Source organism: Pseudomonas sp. 3HC3, from assembly GCF_044904505.1.
Classification (GTDB): Bacteria; Pseudomonadota; Gammaproteobacteria; order Pseudomonadales; family Pseudomonadaceae; genus Aquipseudomonas; species Aquipseudomonas putida_Y.
In genome coordinates this window covers 366,072-387,585 of the sequence record NZ_JADDRH010000001.1, presented here as the reverse complement: position 1 = coordinate 387,585, position 21,514 = coordinate 366,072, and the positions used below count along the sequence as shown (strand labels likewise).

At 63.6% G+C, this 21,514-nt stretch carries 16 protein-coding genes; 9 read left to right on the top strand and 7 right to left on the bottom strand.

The features are described from left to right. Positions 1-77: 77 nt before the first annotated feature. Positions 78-1,169 carry a diguanylate cyclase gene (locus INQ47_RS01935; protein ID WP_021782956.1) on the top strand — a complete coding sequence of 364 codons (1,092 nt, stop codon included), beginning with the start codon at positions 78-80 and terminating at the stop codon, positions 1,167-1,169. A gap of 34 nt (positions 1,170-1,203) precedes the next feature. Here the strand turns inward: INQ47_RS01935 and INQ47_RS01930 are convergent, their stop codons facing one another. After that, positions 1,204-2,502: an ATP-binding protein gene (locus INQ47_RS01930; protein WP_021782955.1), complete on the bottom strand. Its 1,299-nt coding sequence runs from the start codon at positions 2,500-2,502 to the stop codon at positions 1,204-1,206. A gap of 6 nt (positions 2,503-2,508) precedes the next feature. After that, on the bottom strand, positions 2,509-3,210 hold the full coding sequence (locus tag INQ47_RS01925; RefSeq protein ID WP_021782954.1) for a response regulator transcription factor: 702 nt from the start codon (positions 3,208-3,210) through the stop codon (positions 2,509-2,511). A gap of 244 nt (positions 3,211-3,454) precedes the next feature. On the opposite strand from INQ47_RS01925, the gene INQ47_RS01920 reads away from it, so the two are divergent. The 3 genes from INQ47_RS01920 to mobA all read left to right on the top strand — a co-directional run bounded on the left by INQ47_RS01920 (position 3,455) and on the right by mobA (position 8,407). Continuing rightward, positions 3,455-4,630, top strand: a complete 1,176-nt coding sequence (locus INQ47_RS01920) for an efflux RND transporter periplasmic adaptor subunit (protein WP_252460111.1) — start codon at positions 3,455-3,457, stop codon at positions 4,628-4,630. Between the two features lie 11 nt (positions 4,631-4,641). Further along, a complete protein-coding gene (locus INQ47_RS01915; RefSeq protein ID WP_404700923.1) occupies positions 4,642-7,770 on the top strand; it encodes a multidrug efflux RND transporter permease subunit in 3,129 nt (1,042 codons plus the stop codon). A 61-nt stretch (positions 7,771-7,831) separates the two neighbouring features. Next, complete coding sequence (gene mobA / locus INQ47_RS01910) at positions 7,832-8,407, top strand: molybdenum cofactor guanylyltransferase MobA (RefSeq protein ID WP_404700922.1); 576 nt, start codon at positions 7,832-7,834, stop codon at positions 8,405-8,407. A 782-nt stretch (positions 8,408-9,189) separates the two neighbouring features. Here mobA and INQ47_RS01905 read toward each other — a convergent pair. From INQ47_RS01905 to peaA, 5 genes are all read right to left on the bottom strand, one after another. Beyond that, positions 9,190-10,863 (bottom strand): fatty acid CoA ligase family protein, encoded by a 1,674-nt coding sequence (locus INQ47_RS01905; protein WP_404700921.1) that lies wholly within the window; start codon positions 10,861-10,863, stop codon positions 9,190-9,192. Between the two features lie 134 nt (positions 10,864-10,997). Beyond that, positions 10,998-12,119, bottom strand: a complete 1,122-nt coding sequence (gene peaD, locus INQ47_RS01900; RefSeq protein ID WP_404700920.1) for a quinohemoprotein amine dehydrogenase subunit beta — start codon at positions 12,117-12,119, stop codon at positions 10,998-11,000. A gap of 31 nt (positions 12,120-12,150) precedes the next feature. Continuing rightward, positions 12,151-12,474 (bottom strand): quinohemoprotein amine dehydrogenase subunit gamma, encoded by a 324-nt coding sequence (gene qhpC / locus INQ47_RS01895; protein WP_004375838.1) that lies wholly within the window; start codon positions 12,472-12,474, stop codon positions 12,151-12,153. A gap of 1 nt (position 12,475) precedes the next feature. Continuing rightward, positions 12,476-13,906: a quinohemoprotein amine dehydrogenase maturation protein gene (peaB, locus tag INQ47_RS01890; RefSeq protein ID WP_129932236.1), complete on the bottom strand. Its 1,431-nt coding sequence runs from the start codon at positions 13,904-13,906 to the stop codon at positions 12,476-12,478. Positions 13,907-13,954: 48 nt separating this feature from the next. Continuing rightward, positions 13,955-15,520: a quinohemoprotein amine dehydrogenase subunit alpha gene (gene peaA / locus INQ47_RS01885; protein ID WP_029611842.1), complete on the bottom strand. Its 1,566-nt coding sequence runs from the start codon at positions 15,518-15,520 to the stop codon at positions 13,955-13,957. A 403-nt stretch (positions 15,521-15,923) separates the two neighbouring features. On the opposite strand from peaA, the gene INQ47_RS01880 reads away from it, so the two are divergent. From INQ47_RS01880 to INQ47_RS01860, 5 genes are all read left to right on the top strand, one after another. Then, a complete protein-coding gene (locus INQ47_RS01880) occupies positions 15,924-17,417 on the top strand; it encodes an aldehyde dehydrogenase family protein (protein ID WP_404700919.1) in 1,494 nt (497 codons plus the stop codon). A gap of 139 nt (positions 17,418-17,556) precedes the next feature. Continuing rightward, positions 17,557-18,870 carry a hypothetical protein gene (locus INQ47_RS01875; RefSeq protein WP_404700918.1) on the top strand — a complete coding sequence of 438 codons (1,314 nt, stop codon included), beginning with the start codon at positions 17,557-17,559 and terminating at the stop codon, positions 18,868-18,870. Between the two features lie 207 nt (positions 18,871-19,077). Then, positions 19,078-19,599: a 2,4'-dihydroxyacetophenone dioxygenase family protein gene (locus INQ47_RS01870; protein ID WP_021782944.1), complete on the top strand. Its 522-nt coding sequence runs from the start codon at positions 19,078-19,080 to the stop codon at positions 19,597-19,599. Between the two features lie 34 nt (positions 19,600-19,633). Next, positions 19,634-20,452: an SDR family NAD(P)-dependent oxidoreductase gene (locus INQ47_RS01865; protein ID WP_021782943.1), complete on the top strand. Its 819-nt coding sequence runs from the start codon at positions 19,634-19,636 to the stop codon at positions 20,450-20,452. 10 nt (positions 20,453-20,462) lie between these two features. Then, positions 20,463-21,473 carry a zinc-binding dehydrogenase gene (locus tag INQ47_RS01860; protein ID WP_404700917.1) on the top strand — a complete coding sequence of 337 codons (1,011 nt, stop codon included), beginning with the start codon at positions 20,463-20,465 and terminating at the stop codon, positions 21,471-21,473. Positions 21,474-21,514 lie beyond the last annotated feature (41 nt).

The window sequence follows — 21,514 nt, the reverse complement described above, 5'->3', positions numbered from 1 at the left end:
CCGTACGGTCCCTGTAGGAGCGGGTTTACCCGCGAAAGGTCCAGGCCTGAAAAAGTAGTAGCCTCAGGAGCCCACCGATGCTCAAGACCATCGAAGCACACGTACGCCAGCAGGTCGCGCCTGCTGCCCTGCGCGCCGAGTTCCGCCAGCACGAATTCGAGTCCATGCGCTCGTTCTGCCTGCTGGTGTTCTGCATCAGCGTCCTGATCTGGCTGGTCTTCGACCTGATCGTCAGCTTCCTCGGCGGCCAAGGCTTCACCTGGCTGTCCTTTCTGTTCATCACCCTGCTCGGCGGCCTGATCGTGGTGCTGCGTTTCACCCGCCGCAGCCATCACTTCGACGTGCTCAACCTGCTGTTCATTACCGTCATCACCCTGGGCATGCGCCTGGTGATCGAAGGCATCCCGATAGCCCTGCGCCCGGTGTGGTTGGTGTTGGGGGTATCCACCGTGCTGTATGCCATGTCGGTGCTGCCGGTGCGGCGTTGGTCATTCTTCTGCGCCATGGTCATCACCTGGGTGGTGCTTTGTCCGTTCTACCACACCCGCATAGCGCCCGACGGGCTCGAAGGCGCCATGCTGATCAGCTATGCCGTGTTTCTAAGCGGCCTGGTCAGCTACAGCTACCTGCAGATCCGCAAAACCAAGCTGCACAATTTCTACCTGTCCAAGGTGTTGCTGGAGCAAGCCTACGTCGATGCCCTGACCAACATTCCCAACCGCCGCTCGTTCATGGCCCAGGCCGACCGCCAACTGCGGATGGCGACGTCCGGGCAGTTCCTGGCGATGATCGATATCGACAATTTCAAGCGGGTCAATGACCGCTTCGGCCATGACGTGGGCGATGAAGTGCTCAAGCGCGTGGCCCTGCATATCAAGGCGAGCATGGCCGATCAAGCGTTTGCCCGGCTGGGGGGTGAAGAGTTTGCGATCTTCTTTGAAGGGCTGGATCAGCAAGGAGCCGAGCAGCGAGTGGCAGCGCTGTGCCAGCGCGTGCGCGAGGACGTTGGCGAGCACCCGGTCACCATCAGCATTGGTCTGGCCAGGGTTGACCGGGGAGAGAGCCTGACTACAGCACTGGTCCGCGCCGACCAGGCGCTATATGAAGCCAAACACACCGGCAAGGATCGCTTTGTATTGTGGTCCAGCCAACTGGCAGAGCAGGATTAGCAGGCCCGGTCCCTTCGCGGGTGCAGCCAACCTATCATCCGGCGGGCAAACGAATCCTGAACTGCGCCCCACCCAGCGCCGACTGCGCCAGAGTCAAGGTGCCACCCTGCCCCTCGATCGCCCGCCGGCTGATTGCCAACCCAAGGCCAAAACCACCGGTGTTGCGATCGCGGCTGCGGTCCAGGCGATAGAACGGCTGGAACACCCGCTCGCGCTCCTCCACAGGCACGCCAATCCCGTCATCCTCCACCGTCAGCAGGCAGGCGCCGTCGGCTTCCAGGCGCAAGCGCAGCAACAGGCTTTCATCGCAATAGCGCATGGCATTGCGCACCAGGTTCTGCACCGCGCGCGCCGTCAGCCGCGGGTCCAGTACAAAGCGCGGCAACTCACCCTCGGCCCGCACTTCCCACTGGATACCCCGGCCATCGAGTTCCTCGGCGAAGCCGCCAAGCACACTGTCGACCAGTTCCAGCAGCGATACCTCCACCCGCTCCCGCGCCTGGTCGGCGTTGTACAACCGGCTGTAGGACAGCAGTTCCAGCACCAGCTCATCCAGCTCGCGCACATGCCCGACCAGCTCCAGCAGGCGCTTGCGGCTGGCTGGCGGCACTTCGTCGAACAGCAGCACCAGGCCGAAATCCAGCCGGGTCAGTGGCGTGCGCAACTCGTGCGATACCGCATTGAGCAGCTCACGCTGCTGGTTGACGTGGCGTTCAAGGTCACTGGCCATGGTGTCGAATACCCCGGCCAGTTCACCAATGTTGGAGTGAGGCGAAATGTGCGTGCGCTCGGCCATCTGCCCCTGGCCCAGGCGCCGAGCGGTCTCTTTGAGGCGCTCCAGATCACGCCAGTGCGGCCAAACCCACAGCAGCAGGCAGCCTAACATGGCTGCACCGATCAATACGGTTACACCCCACGACAGCACGTTGATGTCCAGCGGGTCTGGCGGGGAATGCAGGCGTACCAGCCACTCCCTGTCCAGCGGCGCCAGCACCGTTTCGTAATAGCCCCACTCAGCAATGCGCACTGCGTGCAGACCATGCTCCAGTCGCGCCTGCTCTTCATCGCTCAAACCGGCCTGGTCCATGCGCAGCAGCTGCAGTTGCAGCGGCGCGAAATCACTGGCCAGCTCTTGCTCCACCGCTGGCCACTGCTCACGCGGGGCCTGGCGGAACTGGCGCACGATCAACGCTTGTACACCCTTGGCCTGGTCCAGGTTGTAGGCCATGAACCGGTCGCGGAACAGGCCGACGATGGTGTCAGGGATGAACAGCAACGCGCCGGCGTAGGCGACGATGATCACCAGGTACAGCCGCACCAGGATCTTGAGCATGGCCGGTCAGCACTCCCACTCGACACGGCTGAACAGGTAGCCCTTGCCCCACACGGTCTTGATCTTGCGCGCTTCGCCGGCGTTGTCGTCGAACTTGCGCCGCAGTTTGGAAATGGCCACATCAACGGAGCGATCGGTGCCATTGAACTCTATGCCACGCAACTGTTGCAGGATACGGTCGCGGTTCATCACCTCACCGGCATTGCGCGCCAGCACCACCAGCAGGTTGTACTCGCCGCTGGACAGCTCCACCTCTTCGCCGCGCCAGCTCACCGTACGCTCAGCCAGGTCGATGCGCAGGCCACCGATCAGGATCAGGTCGTTTTCCAGGCGCGGCTCGTGGACACTGCTGCGGCGCAGCAACGTGCGCACACGGGCCAGCAGCACGCGTGGCTCACAGGGTTTGGTCACGTAGTCGTCGGCCCCCATTTCCAGGCCAAGCACCTGGTCATGGCTGTCGTCGCGGGCCGTCAGCATAAGGATTGGCAGGGTCTGCGACTCCTGGCGCAGCAGCCTGCACAGCTGCAGGCCATCGATGCCCGGCAGCATCAGGTCAAGGATGACCAGGTCAGGCCTTTGCCGACGGTACTCGTCCAGCACATGATCGCCCCGGGCGATCACCTGGACATGGAAGTCGTTGCGTTGCAGGTAGCTGGCGATCAACTCGGACAGGGCGCTGTCGTCTTCGACCAGGAAAATGTTCGGCATAGGTGCTTGGGCGTCTGGGTTGAAGTAAGCCTGTGGCGAGCGCTTCGCGGGTAAACCCGCTCCTGCAGGCCCCGTAGGAGCGGGTTCACCCGCGAAAGGGCCAGCACAGGCCCATGCAGAATATAGAACCCAACCACTCGACAGGATCATTCTTCACACTTTTTCACACTCGCCCTACAGGTATTAACAGCCGCCCAGGCAGCGTCTGCCTTAGCATATACACGGTCATCATCGGAAGATCCGCATGCCTACTACCCTCTCCCCGTGCCTGCGCCCGCTGGCGCTCATGGCATTCCTGAGCCTGTCCCTGGCCGGTTGCAGCGACAGCGCCGAGCCAGACGAACAGGCCCCCACTGCGCAAGTGCGCGTGGAAACCCTGCAACTGCAGCCACTGGCCATCAGCAGTGAACTCAGCGGCCGTATCCTCGCGCCACGCACCGCCGAAGTGCGTGCGCGGGTCGCAGGTGTGGTGCTCAAGCGGGTGTACCGCGAAGGCAGCGACGTCAAGCGGGGTGATGTACTGTTCCTGATCGACCCGGCGCCGTTCAAGGCCGACCACGACAGCGCCCGCGCCACGCTGGCCAAGGCCGAGGCCACCCGCTACCAGGCGCGCCTGCAAGAACAGCGCTACCGCGAGCTGGTCGACGATAAAGCCGTCAGCCGCCAGGAGTACGACAACGCCAAGGCCAGTTTCCTGCAGGCCGATGCCGAAGTGGCCGAAGCCAGGGCGGCGCTGGAGCGCGCCCGGTTGAACCTCGGCTATGCCACCGTGACCGCGCCGATTTCCGGCCGTATCGGCCGCGCCCAGGTCACCGAAGGCGCGCTGGTCGGGCAAAACGAAACCACCCCGCTGGCGACCATCCAGCAGCTGGACCCGATCCATGCCGATGTCACCCAGTCTACCCGTGAGCTCAACGCGCTGCGCCGCGCCCTGCGCGCTGGCGAATTGCAGCAGGTGGGCGACGGCCAGGCACGCGCCACGCTGATCCAGGATGACGGCAGCGCCTACCCGCTGCCGGGCAAGCTGCTGTTCTCCGACATCAGCGTCGACCCCAGCACCAACCAGATCACCCTGCGCAGCGAGTTCCCCAACCCGGACCTCGACCTGCTGCCTGGCAGCTACGTGCGGGTACGCCTGGAGCAAGCGGTGCAACCCAAGGGCCTGAGCGTGCCGCAACGCGCCATCCTGCGCGACAGCGCCGGTGTGCCCAAGGTGCTGGTGGTAGACCCGCAAGCCCGGGTCAGCGACCGCCAGGTTGTACTGGGCAGCGCCCAAGGCGACCGCTGGATCGTCAGCGAGGGCCTGTCGGCCGGCGAGCGGGTGGTGGTCGAGGGCCTGCAGCACGTCAAGGCCGGTGACCAGGTGCAGGTTGACAACGCACCCGCTGCCCCACCCATCGCACAGCATACCGGCCAGTGAGGGCCTGATTCATGCCGCAATTCTTCATCGATCGCCCGGTATTCGCCTGGGTGGTCGCACTGTTCATCCTGCTGGCAGGCGCGCTGGCCATCCCGCAGCTGCCGGTGGCCCAGTACCCCAACGTGGCACCGCCGCAGGTGGAAATCTACGCCGTGTACCCAGGCGCCTCGGCGGCGACCATGGACGAAAGCGTGGTCAGCCTGATCGAGCAGGAGCTCAACGGCGCCGACAACCTGCTGTACTTCGAGTCGCAGAGCAGCCTGGGCAGCGCCACCATCACTGCCACCTTCGCTCCGGGCACCCACCCGGACCTGGCTCAGGTCGATGTGCAGAACCGCCTGAAAGTGGTCGAGTCGCGCCTGCCACGCCCAGTCACCCAGCAGGGCCTGCAGGTAGAGAAAGTGTCCACCGGCTTCCTGCTGTTGGCGACCCTCACCTCCGAAGACGGCAAGCTCGATGAAACCGCGCTGTCGGACATCCTTGCACGTAACGTGATGGACGAAATCCGCCGCCTCAAGGGCGTCGGCAAGGCCCAGTTGTATGGCTCCGAACGGGCCATGCGCATCTGGATCGACCCGCGCAAGCTGATCGGTTTCAACCTCACGCCCAACGATGTGGCCGAAGCCATCGCCGCGCAGAACGCCCAGGTCGCCCCTGGCAGCATCGGCGATCTGCCCAGCCGCAGCACCCAGGAAATCACCGCCAACGTGGTGGTCAAAGGCCAGTTGAGCAGCCCCGAAGAGTTTGCTGCGATTGTCCTGCGTGCCAACCCGGACGGCTCAACGGTCACCATCGGGGATGTCGCCCGGGTTGAAATCGGTGCCCAGGAATACCAGTACGGCACGCGCCTGAACGGCAAACCGGCCACCGCCTTCAGCGTGCAGTTGTCGCCCGGCGCCAACGCCATGGAAACCGCCACCCTGGTACGGGCGAAGATGCAGGACCTGGCGCGCTACTTCCCGGAAGGCGTCAAGTACGACATCCCCTACGACACCTCGCCGTTCGTCAAGGTGTCGATCGAGCAGGTCATCAACACCCTGTTCGAGGCCATGCTGCTGGTATTCGCAGTCATGTTCCTGTTCCTGCAGAACCTGCGCTACACGCTGATCCCGACCCTGGTCGTGCCAGTGGCATTGATGGGCACCTTCGCCGTGATGCTGGCCATGGGCTTCTCGGTCAATGTGCTGACACTGTTCGGCATGGTGCTGGCCATCGGCATTCTGGTCGACGATGCCATCGTGGTGGTGGAGAACGTCGAACGCATCATGGCCGAAGAAGGCTTGCCGCCCAAGCAAGCCACGCGCAAGGCCATGAGCCAGATCAGCGGTGCAATCGTCGGCATCACGCTGGTGCTGGTGGCGGTATTCCTGCCCATGGCCTTCATGCAAGGCTCGGTGGGGGTGATCTACCAGCAGTTCTCGCTGTCGATGGCGGTATCGATCCTGTTCTCGGCGTTGCTCGCCCTCAGCCTGACCCCGGCATTGTGCGCCACCCTGCTAAAACCCGTGGCCAAGGGCGAGCACCATGAACGCAAAGGCTTCTTTGGCTGGTTCAATCGCCGCTTCGAAAGCATGAGCAACGGCTACCAGCGCTGGGTGGTGCAAGCGCTCAAGCGCAGCGGCCGCTACCTGCTGGTGTACGCGGTGCTGCTGGCGGTGCTGGGCTACGGCTTCAGCCAGCTGCCTACGGCGTTCCTGCCCACCGAAGACCAGGGCTACACCATCACCGACATTCAACTGCCGCCGGGCGCCAGCCGCATGCGCACCGAACAGGTAGCCGCGCAGATCGAGGCGCATAACACCGAAGAGCCAGGCGTGGGCAACACCACCTTGATCCTGGGCTTCAGCTTCTCCGGTAGCGGGCAGAACGCGGCGCTGGCCTTCACCACCCTCAAGGACTGGTCCGAGCGCAGCGCCGACGACAGCGCCCAGTCGATCGCCGACCGCGCGACCATGGCCTTCACCCAGCTCAAGGACGCGATAGCCTACTCGGTACTGCCGCCGCCCATCGACGGCCTCGGTGAGTCGACCGGCTTCGAATTTCGCCTTCAGGACCGTGGCGGCATGGGCCACGCCGAGCTGATGGCAACCCGTGACCAGTTGCTCGAAAGCGCCAGCAAAAGCAAGATGCTGACCAACGTGCGCGAAGCCTCGCTGGCGGAGAGCCCGCAGGTGCAACTGGAAATCGACCGCCGCCAGGCTAATGCACTGGGCGTGTCGTTTGCCGATATCGGCACGGTGCTGGACGTGGCCGTGGGCTCCAGCTACGTCAACGATTTCCCCAACCAGGGCCGTATGCAGCGAGTGGTGGTGCAAGCCGAAGGTGACCAGCGTAGCCAGGTCGAGGACTTGCTGAACATTCACGTGCGCAACGACAGCGGCAAGATGGTGCCACTGGGCGCATTCGTTCAGGCCCGGTGGGTCAGCGGCCCGGTGCAACTGACTCGCTACAACGGTTACCCGGCGGTATCGATCTCAGGCGAGCCAGCCGCCGGCTACAGCTCGGGCGAGGCCATGGCCGAAGTCGAGCGGCTGGTGGCGCAGCTCCCGGCCGGTACCGGCCTGGAATGGACCGGCCTGTCACTGCAGGAGCGGCTGTCCGGTAGCCAGGCCCCCCTGCTGATGGCGCTGTCGCTGCTGGTGGTGTTCCTGTGCCTGGCTGCGCTGTACGAAAGCTGGTCGATCCCGACTGCGGTGCTGCTGGTTGTTCCGCTCGGTGTGCTCGGTGCGGTGCTGGCGGTGACCTTGCGCGGCATGCCCAACGACGTGTTCTTCAAGGTTGGCCTGATCACCCTGATCGGCCTGTCGGCGAAGAACGCCATCCTGATCATCGAGTTCGCCAAGCATCTGGTAGACCAGGGCGTGGACGCCGCCGACGCCGCCGTGCAAGCGGCCCGCCTGCGCCTGCGGCCGATCGTGATGACTTCGCTGGCGTTCATCCTCGGCGTGGTGCCCCTGGCCATCGCCAGCGGCGCAAGCTCGGCCAGCCAGCAGGCGATTGGCACCGGGGTGATCGGCGGCATGCTCAGCGCCACCCTGGCGGTGGTGTTCGTGCCGGTGTTCTTCGTAGTGGTGATGCGATTGTCCGGGCGACGCCAGGCACATCACAGCGACGGGCAACCCGTCCCCCGCGAAAGCTGACTGGACAAGCCCGGCGTGAAATGGGAGGGTTCCCGGCAATGACTGCCCGGAACCCTTTTTCATGCCTGATGCACTTCCCCCCTGCTCCATCCTCATTCTCGCCGGTGGCCGCGGCCAGCGCATGGGCGGCCGTGACAAGGGCCTGGTGGACTGGCAAGGCGAGCCGTTGATTGCACATGTTCATCGAGTGGTGCGGCCACTGAGCGATGACCTGGTGATTTCCTGCAATCGCAACCAGGCGGCTTACCGGGCGTACGCCGACCGGTTGGTGGGCGATGCAGAAGCCGACTTCCCCGGGCCGCTGGCGGGGGTGATTGCCGGGCTCAGGGTGGCGCGTCATGGGTGGGTGGTGGTGCTGGCTTGCGATGCGCCGCTGGTTGATCGCGAATTGATCGAGGGCCTGCTGCGGCTGGCAGTGGCCGGTAACAGCGCGGCAATGGTGCGTCAGGGTGGTTTCTGGCAGCCGATGTTCAGCGTCCTGCCCAAGCGGGTGTTGCCGGTGTTGGAGCAGGCCTGGGCAGCGGGTGAGCGAAGTTTGCAGAAGGCCCTGCTGCGCGAGGCGGTGCAAGGGCTGGAGTGCGCCGAGAGTGATCGCCGGCTAAGCAACTTCAACAGCCCGGAACGGCTGCAGGACTGAGGGCATGACACCGCCCACAGGTAATCCATAACACTTCAGGACTGTGGTGATCTCGTGGGGGCAGGCATGCCCGTGAAGAAACCAACGCGGTGGATGGCACCGGCTCTGCCGGTGTTCGCGGGTAAACCCGCTCCTACGACGGCCTGTGTCCAACCACCGATGTGTGTCCGCCACCAATCCAGGTGTAGGAGTGGGTTTACCCGCGAATACGGTGGCGGCGGCAACAGTGAATGACCAGGGATACGGGCTAGCAGGGCCGGCCCTTTCGCGGGTAAACCCGCTCCTACGACGGCCTGTGTCCAACCACCGATGTGTGTCCGCCACCGATCAGGTGTAGGAGCGGGTTTACCCGCGAATACGGTGGCGGCAGCAACAGTGAATGGCCAGGAGTACGGGCTAGCAGGGCCGGCCCTTTCGCGGGTAAACCCGCTCCTACCGCGGCCTGTGTCCAGCCACCGATGTGTGTCCGCCACCGATCAGGTGTAGGAGCGGGTTTACCCGCGAATACGGTGGCGGCGGCAACAGTGAATGACCAGGGGTACGGGCCAGCAGGGCCGGCCCCTTCGCGGGTAAACCCGCTCCTACGACGGCCTGTGTCCAACCACCGATGTGTGTCCGCCACCGATCAGGTGTAGGAGCGGGTTTACCCGCGAATACGGTAGCGGCGGCAACAGTGAATGACCAGGGATACGGGCTAGCAGGGCCGGCCCTTTCGCGGGTAAACCCGCTCCTACAGGCTACCGCGCACAAGGCTGTTGCTTTCACCTTGCGCGCGTAAAAGGTCATCTGGCAGACAGCTCTTCGACACTGATCTCCCGCATCCGGAATTTCTGCACCTTGCCCGTAACCGTCATCGGGAACGCGTCGACAAAACGGAAATACCGGGGCACCTTGAAGTGCGCAATCCTTGCCCTCGCCCACTCACGCAACTCTGCCTCGCTGGCAGTATGCCCCGGGTGCAGCCGCACCCAGGCCACGATCTCTTCACCGTACTTGCTGCACGGCACGCCAATCACCTGCACATCGGCCACCGCCGGGTGGGTGAAGAAGAACTCCTCCAGCTCGCGCGGGTAAATGTTCTCGCCGCCGCGAATGATCATGTCCTTGCTGCGCCCGACGATACGCACATAGCCCTGCTCGTCCATCACCGCCAGGTCGCCGGTGTGCATCCAGCCGTCTGCGTCAATGCTCTCGGCGGTGGCTTTTGGGCTGTTCCAGTAACCCAGCATCACGCTGTAGCCGCGGGTGCACAGTTCGCCGATTTCGCCACGCGGGACAGTGTTGCCTTCGGCGTCCACCACCTTGCTCTCCAGCCAGGGCTGAGTACGACCGACGCTGGTCACGCGACGCTCCAGGTCGTCAGCGGCACCGGTCTGCAAGGACACCGGGCTGGTCTCGGTCATGCCATAGGCAATCTGCACTTCGGCCATGTGCATCTCGCCAATCACCCGGCGCATCACCTCGATCGGGCAGGTCGCGCCGGCCATGATCCCGGTGCGAAGGCTCGACAGGTCGAATTCACCACGCTGCGGATGGTCCAGCTCGGCAATGAACATGGTCGGCACGCCATACAACGCAGTGGCTTTTTCCTGCGCTACTGCGCGCAGCGTGGCCAGCGGGTCGAAGGCATCGCTGGGGTAAATCAGTGCGCTGCCGTGGGTCATGCAGCCAAGGTTGGCCATGACCATGCCGAAGCAGTGGTAAAGCGGAACCGGCACCACCAGCCGATCGTGCTCGGTAAGGCCCAGGCTTTCACCGACCATGTACCCGTTGTTGAGGATATTGCTGTGGCTAAGGGTGGCTCCCTTGGGGAAACCGGTGGTGCCTGAGGTGTACTGGATGTTGATCGGGTCGTCACAACGCAGTTGTGCCTGGCGTGCGGCCAGGGCCTCGCCGCTGACAACCTCGGCAAGGGCCTGCAATGCGTGCCAGGCCATAAACCCTGGCGGTGGCGACAGCGCCAGGCTGATCACGCCACGCAGCTCAGGGAAGCGCTCGCAGATCAGTGCGCCCGGTTGGCCGCTGGCCAGGCCCGGGAGCAGGCCCTGCAGCATGGCGTGGTAGTCGGAGGTCTTGAAGGCGTCGGCACAGATCACCCAGCGGCAGCCGGACTGGCCAAGGGCATAGTCCAGTTCGCTGGAGCGGTAGGCCGGGTTGATGTTGACCAGGATCGCGCCAACCTTGGCGCTGGCGAACTGGGTAATGCACCACTCGGCGCAGTTGGGTGCCCAGATGCCAAGACGGTCACCGGGCTGCACGCCCAAGGCCAGCAGCGCGCGGGCGTGCTGGTCGACGGCATCGGCCAGTTGCCGCCACGTGTAGCGCAGGGCCTGATGGTGCACCACCAGCGCCTCACGGTCGGGGAAGCGGGCCACGGTGGCGTCGAAGGCGTCGCCAATGCATTGGGTCAGCAGGGGCTTGTCCTGGTTGCCCTGGGAGTAGCTTGGCTGGGGCATGGGCGTTCTCTTGTTGTTCTTGTGTTTTCTGTGCTGGCCTCTTCGCGGGTAAACCCGCTCCTACAAAAACCTGCACCGGCCTCAAATGTGGCGCCGTCCTTTGTAGGTTTACCCGCGAAGAAGCACACACCGTTTTAGCGAACGAACACCTGCGGCGTCGTGGTAGACATGTCACCACCCGGCAACTTGATGTTCTTCACCTTTTCCAGCGTATCCGGGTTGAACACCGCCAGGTCGTTGAAGGTGCCGCCCAGGTAAAGCTTGTCGCCCTTCTTGTCGAACGTCACGCAGTAGTAGGTGTGCTCCAGATTAGCCGCCTTGATCAGCTTGCGCTGTTTAATGTCGTACTTGGCCAGACGGTTGAGCACGCCGTAGATCTGGTTCGGGTCCTTGGGTGAGCGCAGGCCGGTGAAGTACAGCTCGGTCAGGTCGGCGAACTCCTGGGTGTGGGTCTTGCCGGTCTTCAGGTCGATGCTCAGGTAGCCATACAGCGGTTCGGCGGTGGCCGGGTCCTGCTTGTCATCCTTGAACTTGGCAATGGTGTACAGCATGGTGAACTCATGGCGCGGGCTCTGGTGCGGCCAGAAGTACAGCACATCCGGGGCGCTGTAGCCTTTGCGGTTCCAGTTGCGCAACGGCAGGGCCACCGAGTATTTGCCGGTCTTCACGTCCATCTTGTAAATGTCCGGCCCGGCAACGTACAGGCTGCCATCGTCGGAGGCGCGCATCAGATACACCTGTCGCGGCATCGGGAAGGTGCGTACGGGCTTGGCCTGAAGGCCATCAGCGGTGCTGAACACCTCCAGCCGCGGTGGTTTGACCACGTAATGGTCGTTCAGCCTCTGGGTCGGGTTGACCGTGGCATACACCTCTTTGCCGTCTGGGCTGATGGCGAACGAATAGATCGACCGGCCGACTTCACCGACTACGCTGGACAGGTTGGCGTGGAAGGTGTTCTTGCAAGTGTCCAGGTCGATGCCGTAGATGTCGCCGTAATGGTTGTTGAGCACGTAGGCGGTGCGGTTGTCCGGCGCCATCATTGCGGTGCCAGGGCCGAACTTGTCGGGCATCCGGCAGCTCTTGTAGACCGTGTCACTGGCCACATCGACCACATGCAGGTTGTTCGGGTAGTTGGTCACGATCATGTATTCGTGGCCAGCCTTGAGTGCCGGGCCAGTGTCGTCGGCCTGTGCCTGCCCGGCGCAAGCCATGGCGGCGATGGTGAGCGCCAATGGCGCGCAGCGTCCAGCTTTCATGCGGTTTCCCCTTGTCATTCTTGTTGGGCCGTCACTTGTCTTTCGGGAACACGGTACCGAGGTTGCGCCAGTCCTCTGCCGAGTTGGACGCCTGGGCGTTCCAGTCCTGGTAGGTGCTCATCATGTCCGGCACCTGGGCCGGCCACCAGCAAGGGTCGGAACAACCATAAAGGTCAGCCTCCATCGGCTGGCACAGCGAGCTCACGCCGCCAAAGGCGTCCACCTCCCAGCCCGGGTCGGTAGTGGCCGTGCAGCCGGCCACCGCGCTCATTGCCATCACTTCTTCGACACGGTCTTCGGCGGCGGCCTGCTCCAGGATGCGCGCCTTGTTGTTCAGGGGCTTCAAGTGCTTCATGTCAATGCGCCTTCCGCGGGGTGATGTAGCGATCGATGAAGGCCGGGTTGACGGCCATGATGCGGCTGTAGACTTCAATGCCGAAGTCCACCCAGTCGCGCATCAGTTCGCAGTAGTGGTAAGTCGGGTGCTGCGGGTCGCCGTAGCGCGCATAGCTTTCGTGGTAGCAGCCGCCGGAGCACAGGTTGCGAATACGGCAGCTTTCACAGCCGGTGTTGCTGCGGTCCAGGCGCTGCGACAGGAAGTCGTTGAGCTGCGCCTGCTTCACGCCCTGGTGCACGTTACCGAAGGTGGGCAGGCTGGAGCCGGTGAAGCGGTGGCACAGGTTCAGCTCACCTTCGTGGTCCACCGCCAGCATCTTCAACCCGGCGCCACACGGCAGGGCCTTCTTGTGGCCTTCGTGGATGTCGGTGATCAACTGGTGCAGGTTGGAGAAGCCGATGTTGCGGTGCTCCAGTGCCGCCTCCAGGTAGCGCCGGCCGAGTGCCTTCATGTTGGCGAAGACCTGCACCAGCTCTTCGCCAGTGAGGTTGAAGTCGGCCATGTCGCCGGAGGTAACCGGGGCAAAGCCAACCTCGGCAAAACCCATTTCGTTGAACAGGTGGTTCCAGATGGTTTCAACGTCGGTAATGCCACGGGTCAGCGTAACCCGCGCGCCCACCGGCCGGCTGGTGTAGCGCGACAGCAGCAGGTCGGCCTTGCGTCGCACCACGTCATAGGTGCCCTGCCCGCCCACGGTGATACGGTTGCGGTCGTGCACGGTCTTGGGGCCATCGATGCTGATCGACAGGCCAAAGCGGTGGGCGTTGAGCCAATCGATGATTTCTTCGGTCAGCAAGGTAGCGTTGGTGGTCATGATGAACTCCACCTGCTTGCCCGCCTCGGCGAACCGCCGCTCGCAGTAAGCCACCATGTGCTCGATCAACGGCCGGTTGGACAGCGGTTCACCACCGAAGAACACCACGCTGTAGCGCTGCTCGTTGGGTGATTCCTTGAGCAGCATCTCCACCGAGGCTTCGGCGGTGGCGGTGCTCATCTTCTTGCCGGCGGAAGGCTTGTCCAGGTCTTCCTTGTAGCAATAGGTGCAGCTGAGGTTGCAGCCGGTGTTGACGTTGAGCACCACGGTGTTCAGCGCGGTGCGCTCGACCTGTCTGAGGGCGATTTCCGGGGTCAGCGGCGAGCCGTCACTGACCAGCTCCAGCGCGATCAGTTCGCGCAGGGTGTCCTGGATATCCTCGCCGGCAAACTGCTGGCCAAGGCGCTGCATCAGCTCCTCGGCCGAGCAGCCTTGCTGGCGCAAGGTGTCGATGATGCCGCCGGTCACCGCGTCAGCGGTGAACAGCGAACTGCTGGGGATATGGAACAGCATGCGGTCGGCATCAACCTGTACTTCGTGCAGGTTGCGTTCGACCAGGTTCAGTAGTACGCCCATGGCGACCTCCCGATAATCGATCCGTTGGAAAACCGTTGCAGCCTGCCGTTACGGCAGCGGCGGGTTGTTCCAGCGCTGTACGGTGACGATCATGTGCCCTTCGCCGGTCTGGCCACCGTCGGCCAGCGTGGCGATGACCTTCAGGTTACCGGCGTTGTTGGTCATCATCTTGCGCTCAGGGTTGGGCCCGGCACCGCCTGGCACGAACACACCGTCGGCCTGCATCTGCCCGGCGAACTTGACGTCTTCATCCTCGACAGCACGCTCGTTGAACGGCTCGACCTTCCAGCTGGCCGGCAGGTAGCCGATACGCAGCGGCTGGCCATTGGCATCCTTGCCCCAGGCTTCGGCCTCGAAACGCCCCTGCACTTTCGGCACGGAGGCACCGTTCTCGCCAATGCGCGCGATGGAGAACGCCGGCACGACCTTCACTTCGTCGACCTTGTCGTAAACCGCCAGGTTCACGCCCTTGAGCGCACCTACCGCCACCTCGCGCAGCCCTGGCCTGGCATCGGCCGCGGCGCGGGCCTTGACCCTTACCAGGGTCGGGGTCTGCTCCAGCACTTCGGTCACTTCCACCCCGGCGCCCAGGTCCGGCTTGCCAGTCAGGCCGCTGCCAACCAGGGTGATTTCGCTTTCGCCTCCGGCTTTGATGAACGCCGGTTGTACCGCCAGCAACTGCGCCTTGCCTTCTTTTACGGCGCTGAAGTCCAGGCCGCGCTCATCGTGATCGGCTTCGAACATACGGCCTTTCATTTCGCCATCCAGCGCGGCGAACACCTGGCGCAGGTTGGCATCGCCAACCTTCACATTGCCCCGCCATTCATAACCGTTGTACAGGATGGCCGAGCCGCTGCCGTTGAACGGTGTACCGTCGGCGTAAGCGCCCTTGACCTCGACCTTGAACGTATCGCCCTCTCCGGCCGTGACGCTCATCACCCCACGTACATCGCCCTTGGCCAGCATATGGCCGCTGAATGCCCACTGCCCCGGCAGTACGTCCGCCTTGGGTTTGGCCTTCTGCCATTCGTCCCAGGCCGCGCTATCCATCGGGAAGCGCTTGGCAAGGTCCGGCACCACTTGCTGCAGGGCGATCGGCAGCCAGTCGCGGTCACGCGCCTGGGCCTGGTATTCAAGGGACGGCCATTGGCCAAGGTGGAAGTGGACCAGGTGTTCCCACTCCTTGGCCGGGCGCCGTTGCAAAGCGACACGGGCACCCGAGTGGCAACGGCCACAGGTCTCGCTGAGCTGGGTGTCGAAGTGCTCGACGGTATTGAGCCGACGCTCCATGGCGTAACGCACGCCATCGGTTTCGCTGGGCGCCAGGCCCTGTTTGTCGGCCAGGTATTTGACCAGAGTGCGACGATCGTCGTCGCTGATCTGAAGGCCATGCATCACCTGCATGCGGGCGATGCTCATCAGCCAGCCTTCCGGTGTCTTGCGCTGGTGGCTGATGCGGCTATAGGTGTCGTTGCCTTCGGGGATATGGCACCCCATGCACTTGTTCTGCAACAGGCTCGGGCCCTGCTCGGCCGCCATGGCCTGGGTGCTCAGCAGCGCGGCGGCGACCAGCGCCAGTTTGCCCGCATGCCGCCGGAGTCGAGTCGTCTTCAAGGTCAGACCTCCACGGTTGTTGTTCTTATCGTTTTCGCACGCTTTGGTACAGCAGGTGTGCATGTGACGGTTGTGATACAGGAACTGTGCCAGTTAGGGTAAAAGCGTTTCCTTTCAGCCTGTTAAGCGTTTTTCGTGGCTTGGCCAGGAGCCGGGATGGCCATTTGCAGCGTGCCATTTCGCGACAGGGTGTTTCATGTTGAGACAGGGCCCGCGAAGAGGCCGAACAGCCACTGTTTCACCACCGTCTCACACCGTCTCAATGTGCAACAGCGCAACCTGGCAATCGCAACTTTGCGCTTAGGCAAAAACCAACGCCCACAATGCTTTGCGGCCATCTGCCCAGGTTGGCACGGCCATTGCGCCAGTGCCCGTCACATCCAATGACAAGAGGCACAGCCCCATGCTTTCCGAACTGCCCATCCTGCCCGCCACCCGCGCCTTTCTCGAACGCAAGCTGAAGATGCGCATCGGTGCCGACTGGCAGGACGCCGCCAGCGGTCGCACCCTGTCGTTCCGCAACCCGGCCACCGGCGAGGTGCTGGGTGAAGTGCCGGCCGCCGAGGCCGAAGATGTCGACCGCGCCGTGCGCGCTGCACGCCAGGCCTTCGACGACTCGCCCTGGAGCCGCATGCGCCCACGCGAGCGGCAGAACCTGCTGTGGCGCCTGGCCGACCTGATGGAGCGCGATGCGCGCCAGCTGGCCGAACTGGAATGCCTGAACAATGGCAAGAGCGCCGCCGTGGCCCAGGTGATGGACGTGCAACTGGCCATCGACTTCCTGCGCTATATGGCGGGCTGGGCCACCAAGATCGAGGGTAGCACCGTCGAAGCGTCCATGCCGTTGATGCCCAACGACCAGTTCCACGGCTTCGTGCGCCGCGAGGCAGTGGGCGTGGTTGGCGCCATCGTCGCCTGGAACTTCCCACTGCTGCTGGCCTGCTGGAAGCTCGGCCCGGCACTAGCCACCGGCTGCACCGTGGTGCTCAAGCCTGCCGATGAAACCCCACTGAGCGTGCTCAAGCTGGCCGAACTGGTCGACGAGGCCGGCTACCCGGCCGGTGTGTTCAACGTGGTTACCGGTACCGGCCTGAACGCCGGCGCCGCGCTCAGCTGCCACCCCGGCGTAGACAAACTGACCTTCACCGGCTCCACCGAGGTCGGCAAGCTGATCGGCAAGGCGGCCATGGACAACATGACCCGCGTCACCCTGGAACTGGGCGGCAAGTCGCCGACCATCGTCATGCCCGACGCCAACCTGCAGGAAGCCGCAGCCGGTGCGGCCACGGCGATCTTCTTCAACCAGGGCCAGGTGTGCTGCGCAGGCTCGCGACTGTATGTGCACCGCAAGCACTTCGACAACGTGGTGGCCGACATCGCCGGGATCGCCAATGCCATGAAGCTGGGCAACGGGCTGGACCCGGCGGTGCAGATGGGCCCGTTGATTTCAGCCAAGCAGCAGGACCGCGTCACTGGCTACATTGAGCTTGGCCGCGAACTGGGCGCCACCATCGCCTGCGGGGGTGAAGGTTTCGGGCCTGGTTACTTCGTCAAGCCGACGGTGATTGTCGATGTGGACCAGCGTCATCGCCTGGTGCAGGAAGAAATCTTCGGGCCGGTGCTGGTGGCGATGCCATTCGATGACATCGACGAAGTGATCGGCATGGCCAACGACAACCCCTATGGCCTGGGTGCAAGCATCTGGTCCAACGACCTGGCCGCGGTGCACCGCATGATCCCGCGCATCAAGTCCGGCTCGGTGTGGGTCAACTGCCACAGCGCGCTCGACCCGGCACTGCCGTTTGGTGGCTACAAGATGTCTGGCGTTGGTCGTGAGATGGGTTCAGCGGCCATCGAGCATTACACGGAGCTGAAATCGGTGTTGATCAAGCTCTGATCTTTTTTCCTGTACCGGCCTCTTCGCGGGTAAACCCGCTCCTACACCAGGTATCACATGCCCTGTAGGAGCGGGTTCACCCGCGAAGAGGCCGGCACAGGCAACAAAAAAACAACAATAAAAACCATGGAGCAAACCCATGAGGCACACACTCGCCTGCACATTGGCCCTGCTGTTAACCGCCCCCGCCACCCAAGCCTACGAGCTGTACAACCACGATGGCACCAGCCTCAACGCCGACCTCGAAGCCCTGTTCGGCGTCTTCCATAGCGACGAAAGCTTCAACCAGGCCGGCAACCGCCAACCCGGCAGCACCGCCTGGCAGGAAGGCTACGTAAAATACGGCCTCAGCGGCAGCCAGACCCTGGCCGATAGCGGCACCCTCTACGGCGCCTTCAGCCTGCTCAGTTCCGCCACCTGGGGCGATGGCGACGCCGCCGGCCTGACCTTGGGCGACGAACGCCGCACCGCCGTCGAAGACCTGTATTTGGGCTGGCGTTCGGCCAACCTGTTTCCGGCGCTGGGTGAAGATGGCGTCGACATTTCCGGTGGCCGCCAGGTCGTCACCCTGGGTGATGGTTTCCTGATCCAGGGTGACCCGGTCAACCTGGGCAAGGTCGACCTGGGGGCCAACTTCGACCGCGGCGGTGCCTACTACCTGGCCGCACGCAAGGCCTTCGACCGCACCGCCGTGCTGCGCCTGGGCGGCAACCAGGGCTGGCGCGGTGACCTGATGTGGTTGAAGTCCGACAACCATTACCAGGCCGACACTTCCCTGGCGGTCGCCAACCTGGAGCACGTCGCCGACACCGGTACCGTCGGCCTGAGCTGGATCCGCGGCCTCGACGTGGACCAGCGCTACGCGCAGATCATGGGCCTGGAACACCGCGACGGCATGGACACCGCCAGCCTGCGCGGGCGCGGCAACCTGGGCGTCAAAGACCTGGAGCTGGCCGCCGAGTACGTGACCCAGGACAAGACCGGCGGGCGCGAGAATGCCTGGTACCTGGAGGGCAACTGGACCTTCTCCCAATTGCCCTGGTCACCTACCGCCACCTATCGCTACAGCCGCTTCTCAGAAGGCTTCGACCCGCTGTTCTATGGCCTGAGCCGGGGCTACGGCACCTGGTTCCAGGGTGAAGTGGCAGCCAACTATGCCGGGCCGTTCAACAAGAACAGCCAAGTGCACCATGTAGCGCTGAAGGGCAAGCCACGGGACAACCTGACCGTCGGCGCACTGTACTTCGACTTCGACACGCTGGACACCGACCAGGGCAACCTTGGCGGGCGCGAGCTGGACCTGTATGTGGAATGGATGGTCAACGACCACCTGCTGATCAGCCCGGTGGTGGGGTTCTACAAGCCGGAGCGCAGTGCTGCCAATGGCGGTACGCAGCTGGGTGGGCGGGATACCGGGACTTACCTGCAATTAATTGTCGGGACCTTCTTCTGACCTGCAATAGCGGGGCGCGGCGCGCCCCTTCTGCACCACCGCGCTTGATCAAATTTAATCATCAAGCCTGCCAAGCTGCATGAATTCTCACCACCTTAACCCGCTCTAACCTGCGTAAATCAGGCCTTTCAGGGCTTGGCACAGGCTGTGCAAAAGATCCTCGCGAGCCAACGCTCGACCATAAAAACAACACATCGAGGCCTGTTCATGAACACCACCCTGAAGCCAAGCATTGTCCAACTGCCGCCTGAGCCCCATGCCGCCATCGTCGACCGCTATGGCCTGCATGGCGGGCACATCGGCACCGGCGAGGATGAATCACCCTGGGTCCCGTTCGGCGATTGCGCCGCCATACGCCACCTCAGCTTCGATGTACGAACCGGCAGCGTGTGCAACATTCTCTGGGTCAAGGGCGGCGGCCGCATCGGCACCCACCGGCACCGCGCAGCGGTGTCAGCAGTAACGCTGGAGGGCACCTGGGGATATTACGAGTACGACTGGGTCGCAAAGCCCGGCAGCTTTGTCTTCGAAACCCCAGGCACGGCGCACACCCTGTATTCCGATGACCCGCAAGGCATGAAGGCACTGTTCTGGATTCACGGGCCTATCGAGTTTTTCGACGAGCACGGCCAGCACACCGAAACCACCGATGTGTTCTGGTTCATCAATCATTACGTGAGCCATTGCGAGAAACACGGGCTGCCAATCAACCAGGCGTTGTTCCTGTGAGCGGGTGCAGCAGTCGACAGACAGGGAGGCGCAGATGAAGTACTGGGAACGATTTGCCGTCGAAGGCTTGACCTGTGTGGTCACCGGCGCCGCCAGCGGCATTGGTCTGGCCTATGCCGAAGTGATGGCCGAAGCAGGGGCGCAGGTCACCCTGCTTGACGTGGACGACGAACGCCTGCAAGAACACGTAGCGCGGTTGACCGCGCTGGGTTTCGCCGTGCACGGTGAAGTGGTGGACGCCACCGATCGCCAGGCGATGTATGCCTGTTTCGAACGCATCGGCGAGCGCTATGGCCGACTGGATGTTGTGTTCGCCAACGCCGGCATCGACGCTGGCCCCGGCTTTCTGGACAGCGAGGGCCAGCGCTGCGCTGAAGGCGCACTGGAGACGTTGGACGAAGCGCACTGGGACAAGGTGCTTGCAACCAACCTCACCTCGGTGTTCACCACCCTGCGTGCGGCAGTGTGCTTGATGAAACCGCGTGGTCAGGGCCGCATCATCGTCACAACCTCCAATGCCGCGATCATCAATGAAGCCATCGTCGGCACCCCCTACATGCCAGCCAAGGCCGGCGCTGCGTCACTCGTGCGGCAGGCCGCGATGGAACTGGCCCGCTACGGCATCAACGTAAACGCGATCGCGCCTGGCCCGTTCGTGACCAACATCGCCGGGGGCCGTTTGCGCAACCCGGCCGACCGTGCGGCCTTCGCTCAGCGAGTGCCGCAACATCGGATCGCCTCCACCGAGGAAATCAAGGGCCTGGCCTTGTTCCTGGCCTCGCCTGCCTCGGATTACGTCACGGGCGCGCAGATTGTCATTGACGGCGGGCAGATGCTCGGCCGGGTGGACTGAGGAGGCAATGATGCAAGCAATTCTGTTCAAGGGCCTGAACCAGCCCTTGCAATTGGGCACGGTTGCGATGCCTGTGCCCGCTGCCGACGAAGTTCTGATAGAGGTGTGTCGCTGCGGCATCTGCGGCAGTGACCTGCACATGACCCAGGACCCGGCTTTCAATATTGCCCCAGGCAGCGTGCTGGGCCATGAGTACAGCGGCCGTGTGGTTGAGTGTGGCAAGCAGGTAAACAACCTGAAAGTCGGCGATGCCGTGGCCGTGGCACCTTTGCGCGGTTGTGGGCAGTGCGCCAGTTGCCTGCGCGGTGAGCCTGCCTGGTGCCCCGCGTTCAGCTTGCAGGGGGGTGGTTTTGCGCAGTGGGCGACTGCCAAGGGCCACCAGTGCCGGGTTATTCCGAGCAGTGTCGGGCTCAAGGACAGCGCCCTCGCCGAGCCCCTTGCCGTGGCTTTGCACGGTGTGATGCGGGCAGGGCTCAAGCCTGGCGCGAAGGTACTGATTCTGGGCGCAGGGGCTATCGGCCTGGCAGTGGCCTACTGGGCCAGGCGCCTGGGTGCAGCCACCGTCGCCATCACCGACTTGGGCGATTGGCAGCGCGAGCGCGCGTTGCATCTTGGGGCGACGCACTTTCTGGTAGGCGACGGCGCACTGCCAGCGTGTATTGCGCAAAACCTGGGCAGCGCGGCCGACATCGTTTTCGAGTGTGTCGGCCGCCCAGGCCTGATTGCACAGGCTATCGACCATGTGCGCCCACGGGGCACGGTTGTGGTGCTTGGGCTGTGCACGGTCGCGGACAAATTCATGCCGTTCCAGGCAGTGTCCAAGGAGGTGAACCTGATCATGTCGGCGTTTTTCAACATGGACGAGTTCTGCGCCGCTGTAGATGTGCTGGACGGCCCGGATGCCCCCCCACTGACGATGGTCAGCGAAACGGTGTCGCTAGCCGAAATGCCCCTGGCATTCGAAGCCCTGCGCCAACGCCAGCATCAATGCAAGGTCATGGTTGCCCCCCAGCAGGCCTGATCCCTTCAGCCATCACCGGTAAAAACCTCCCGCTTCGGCGG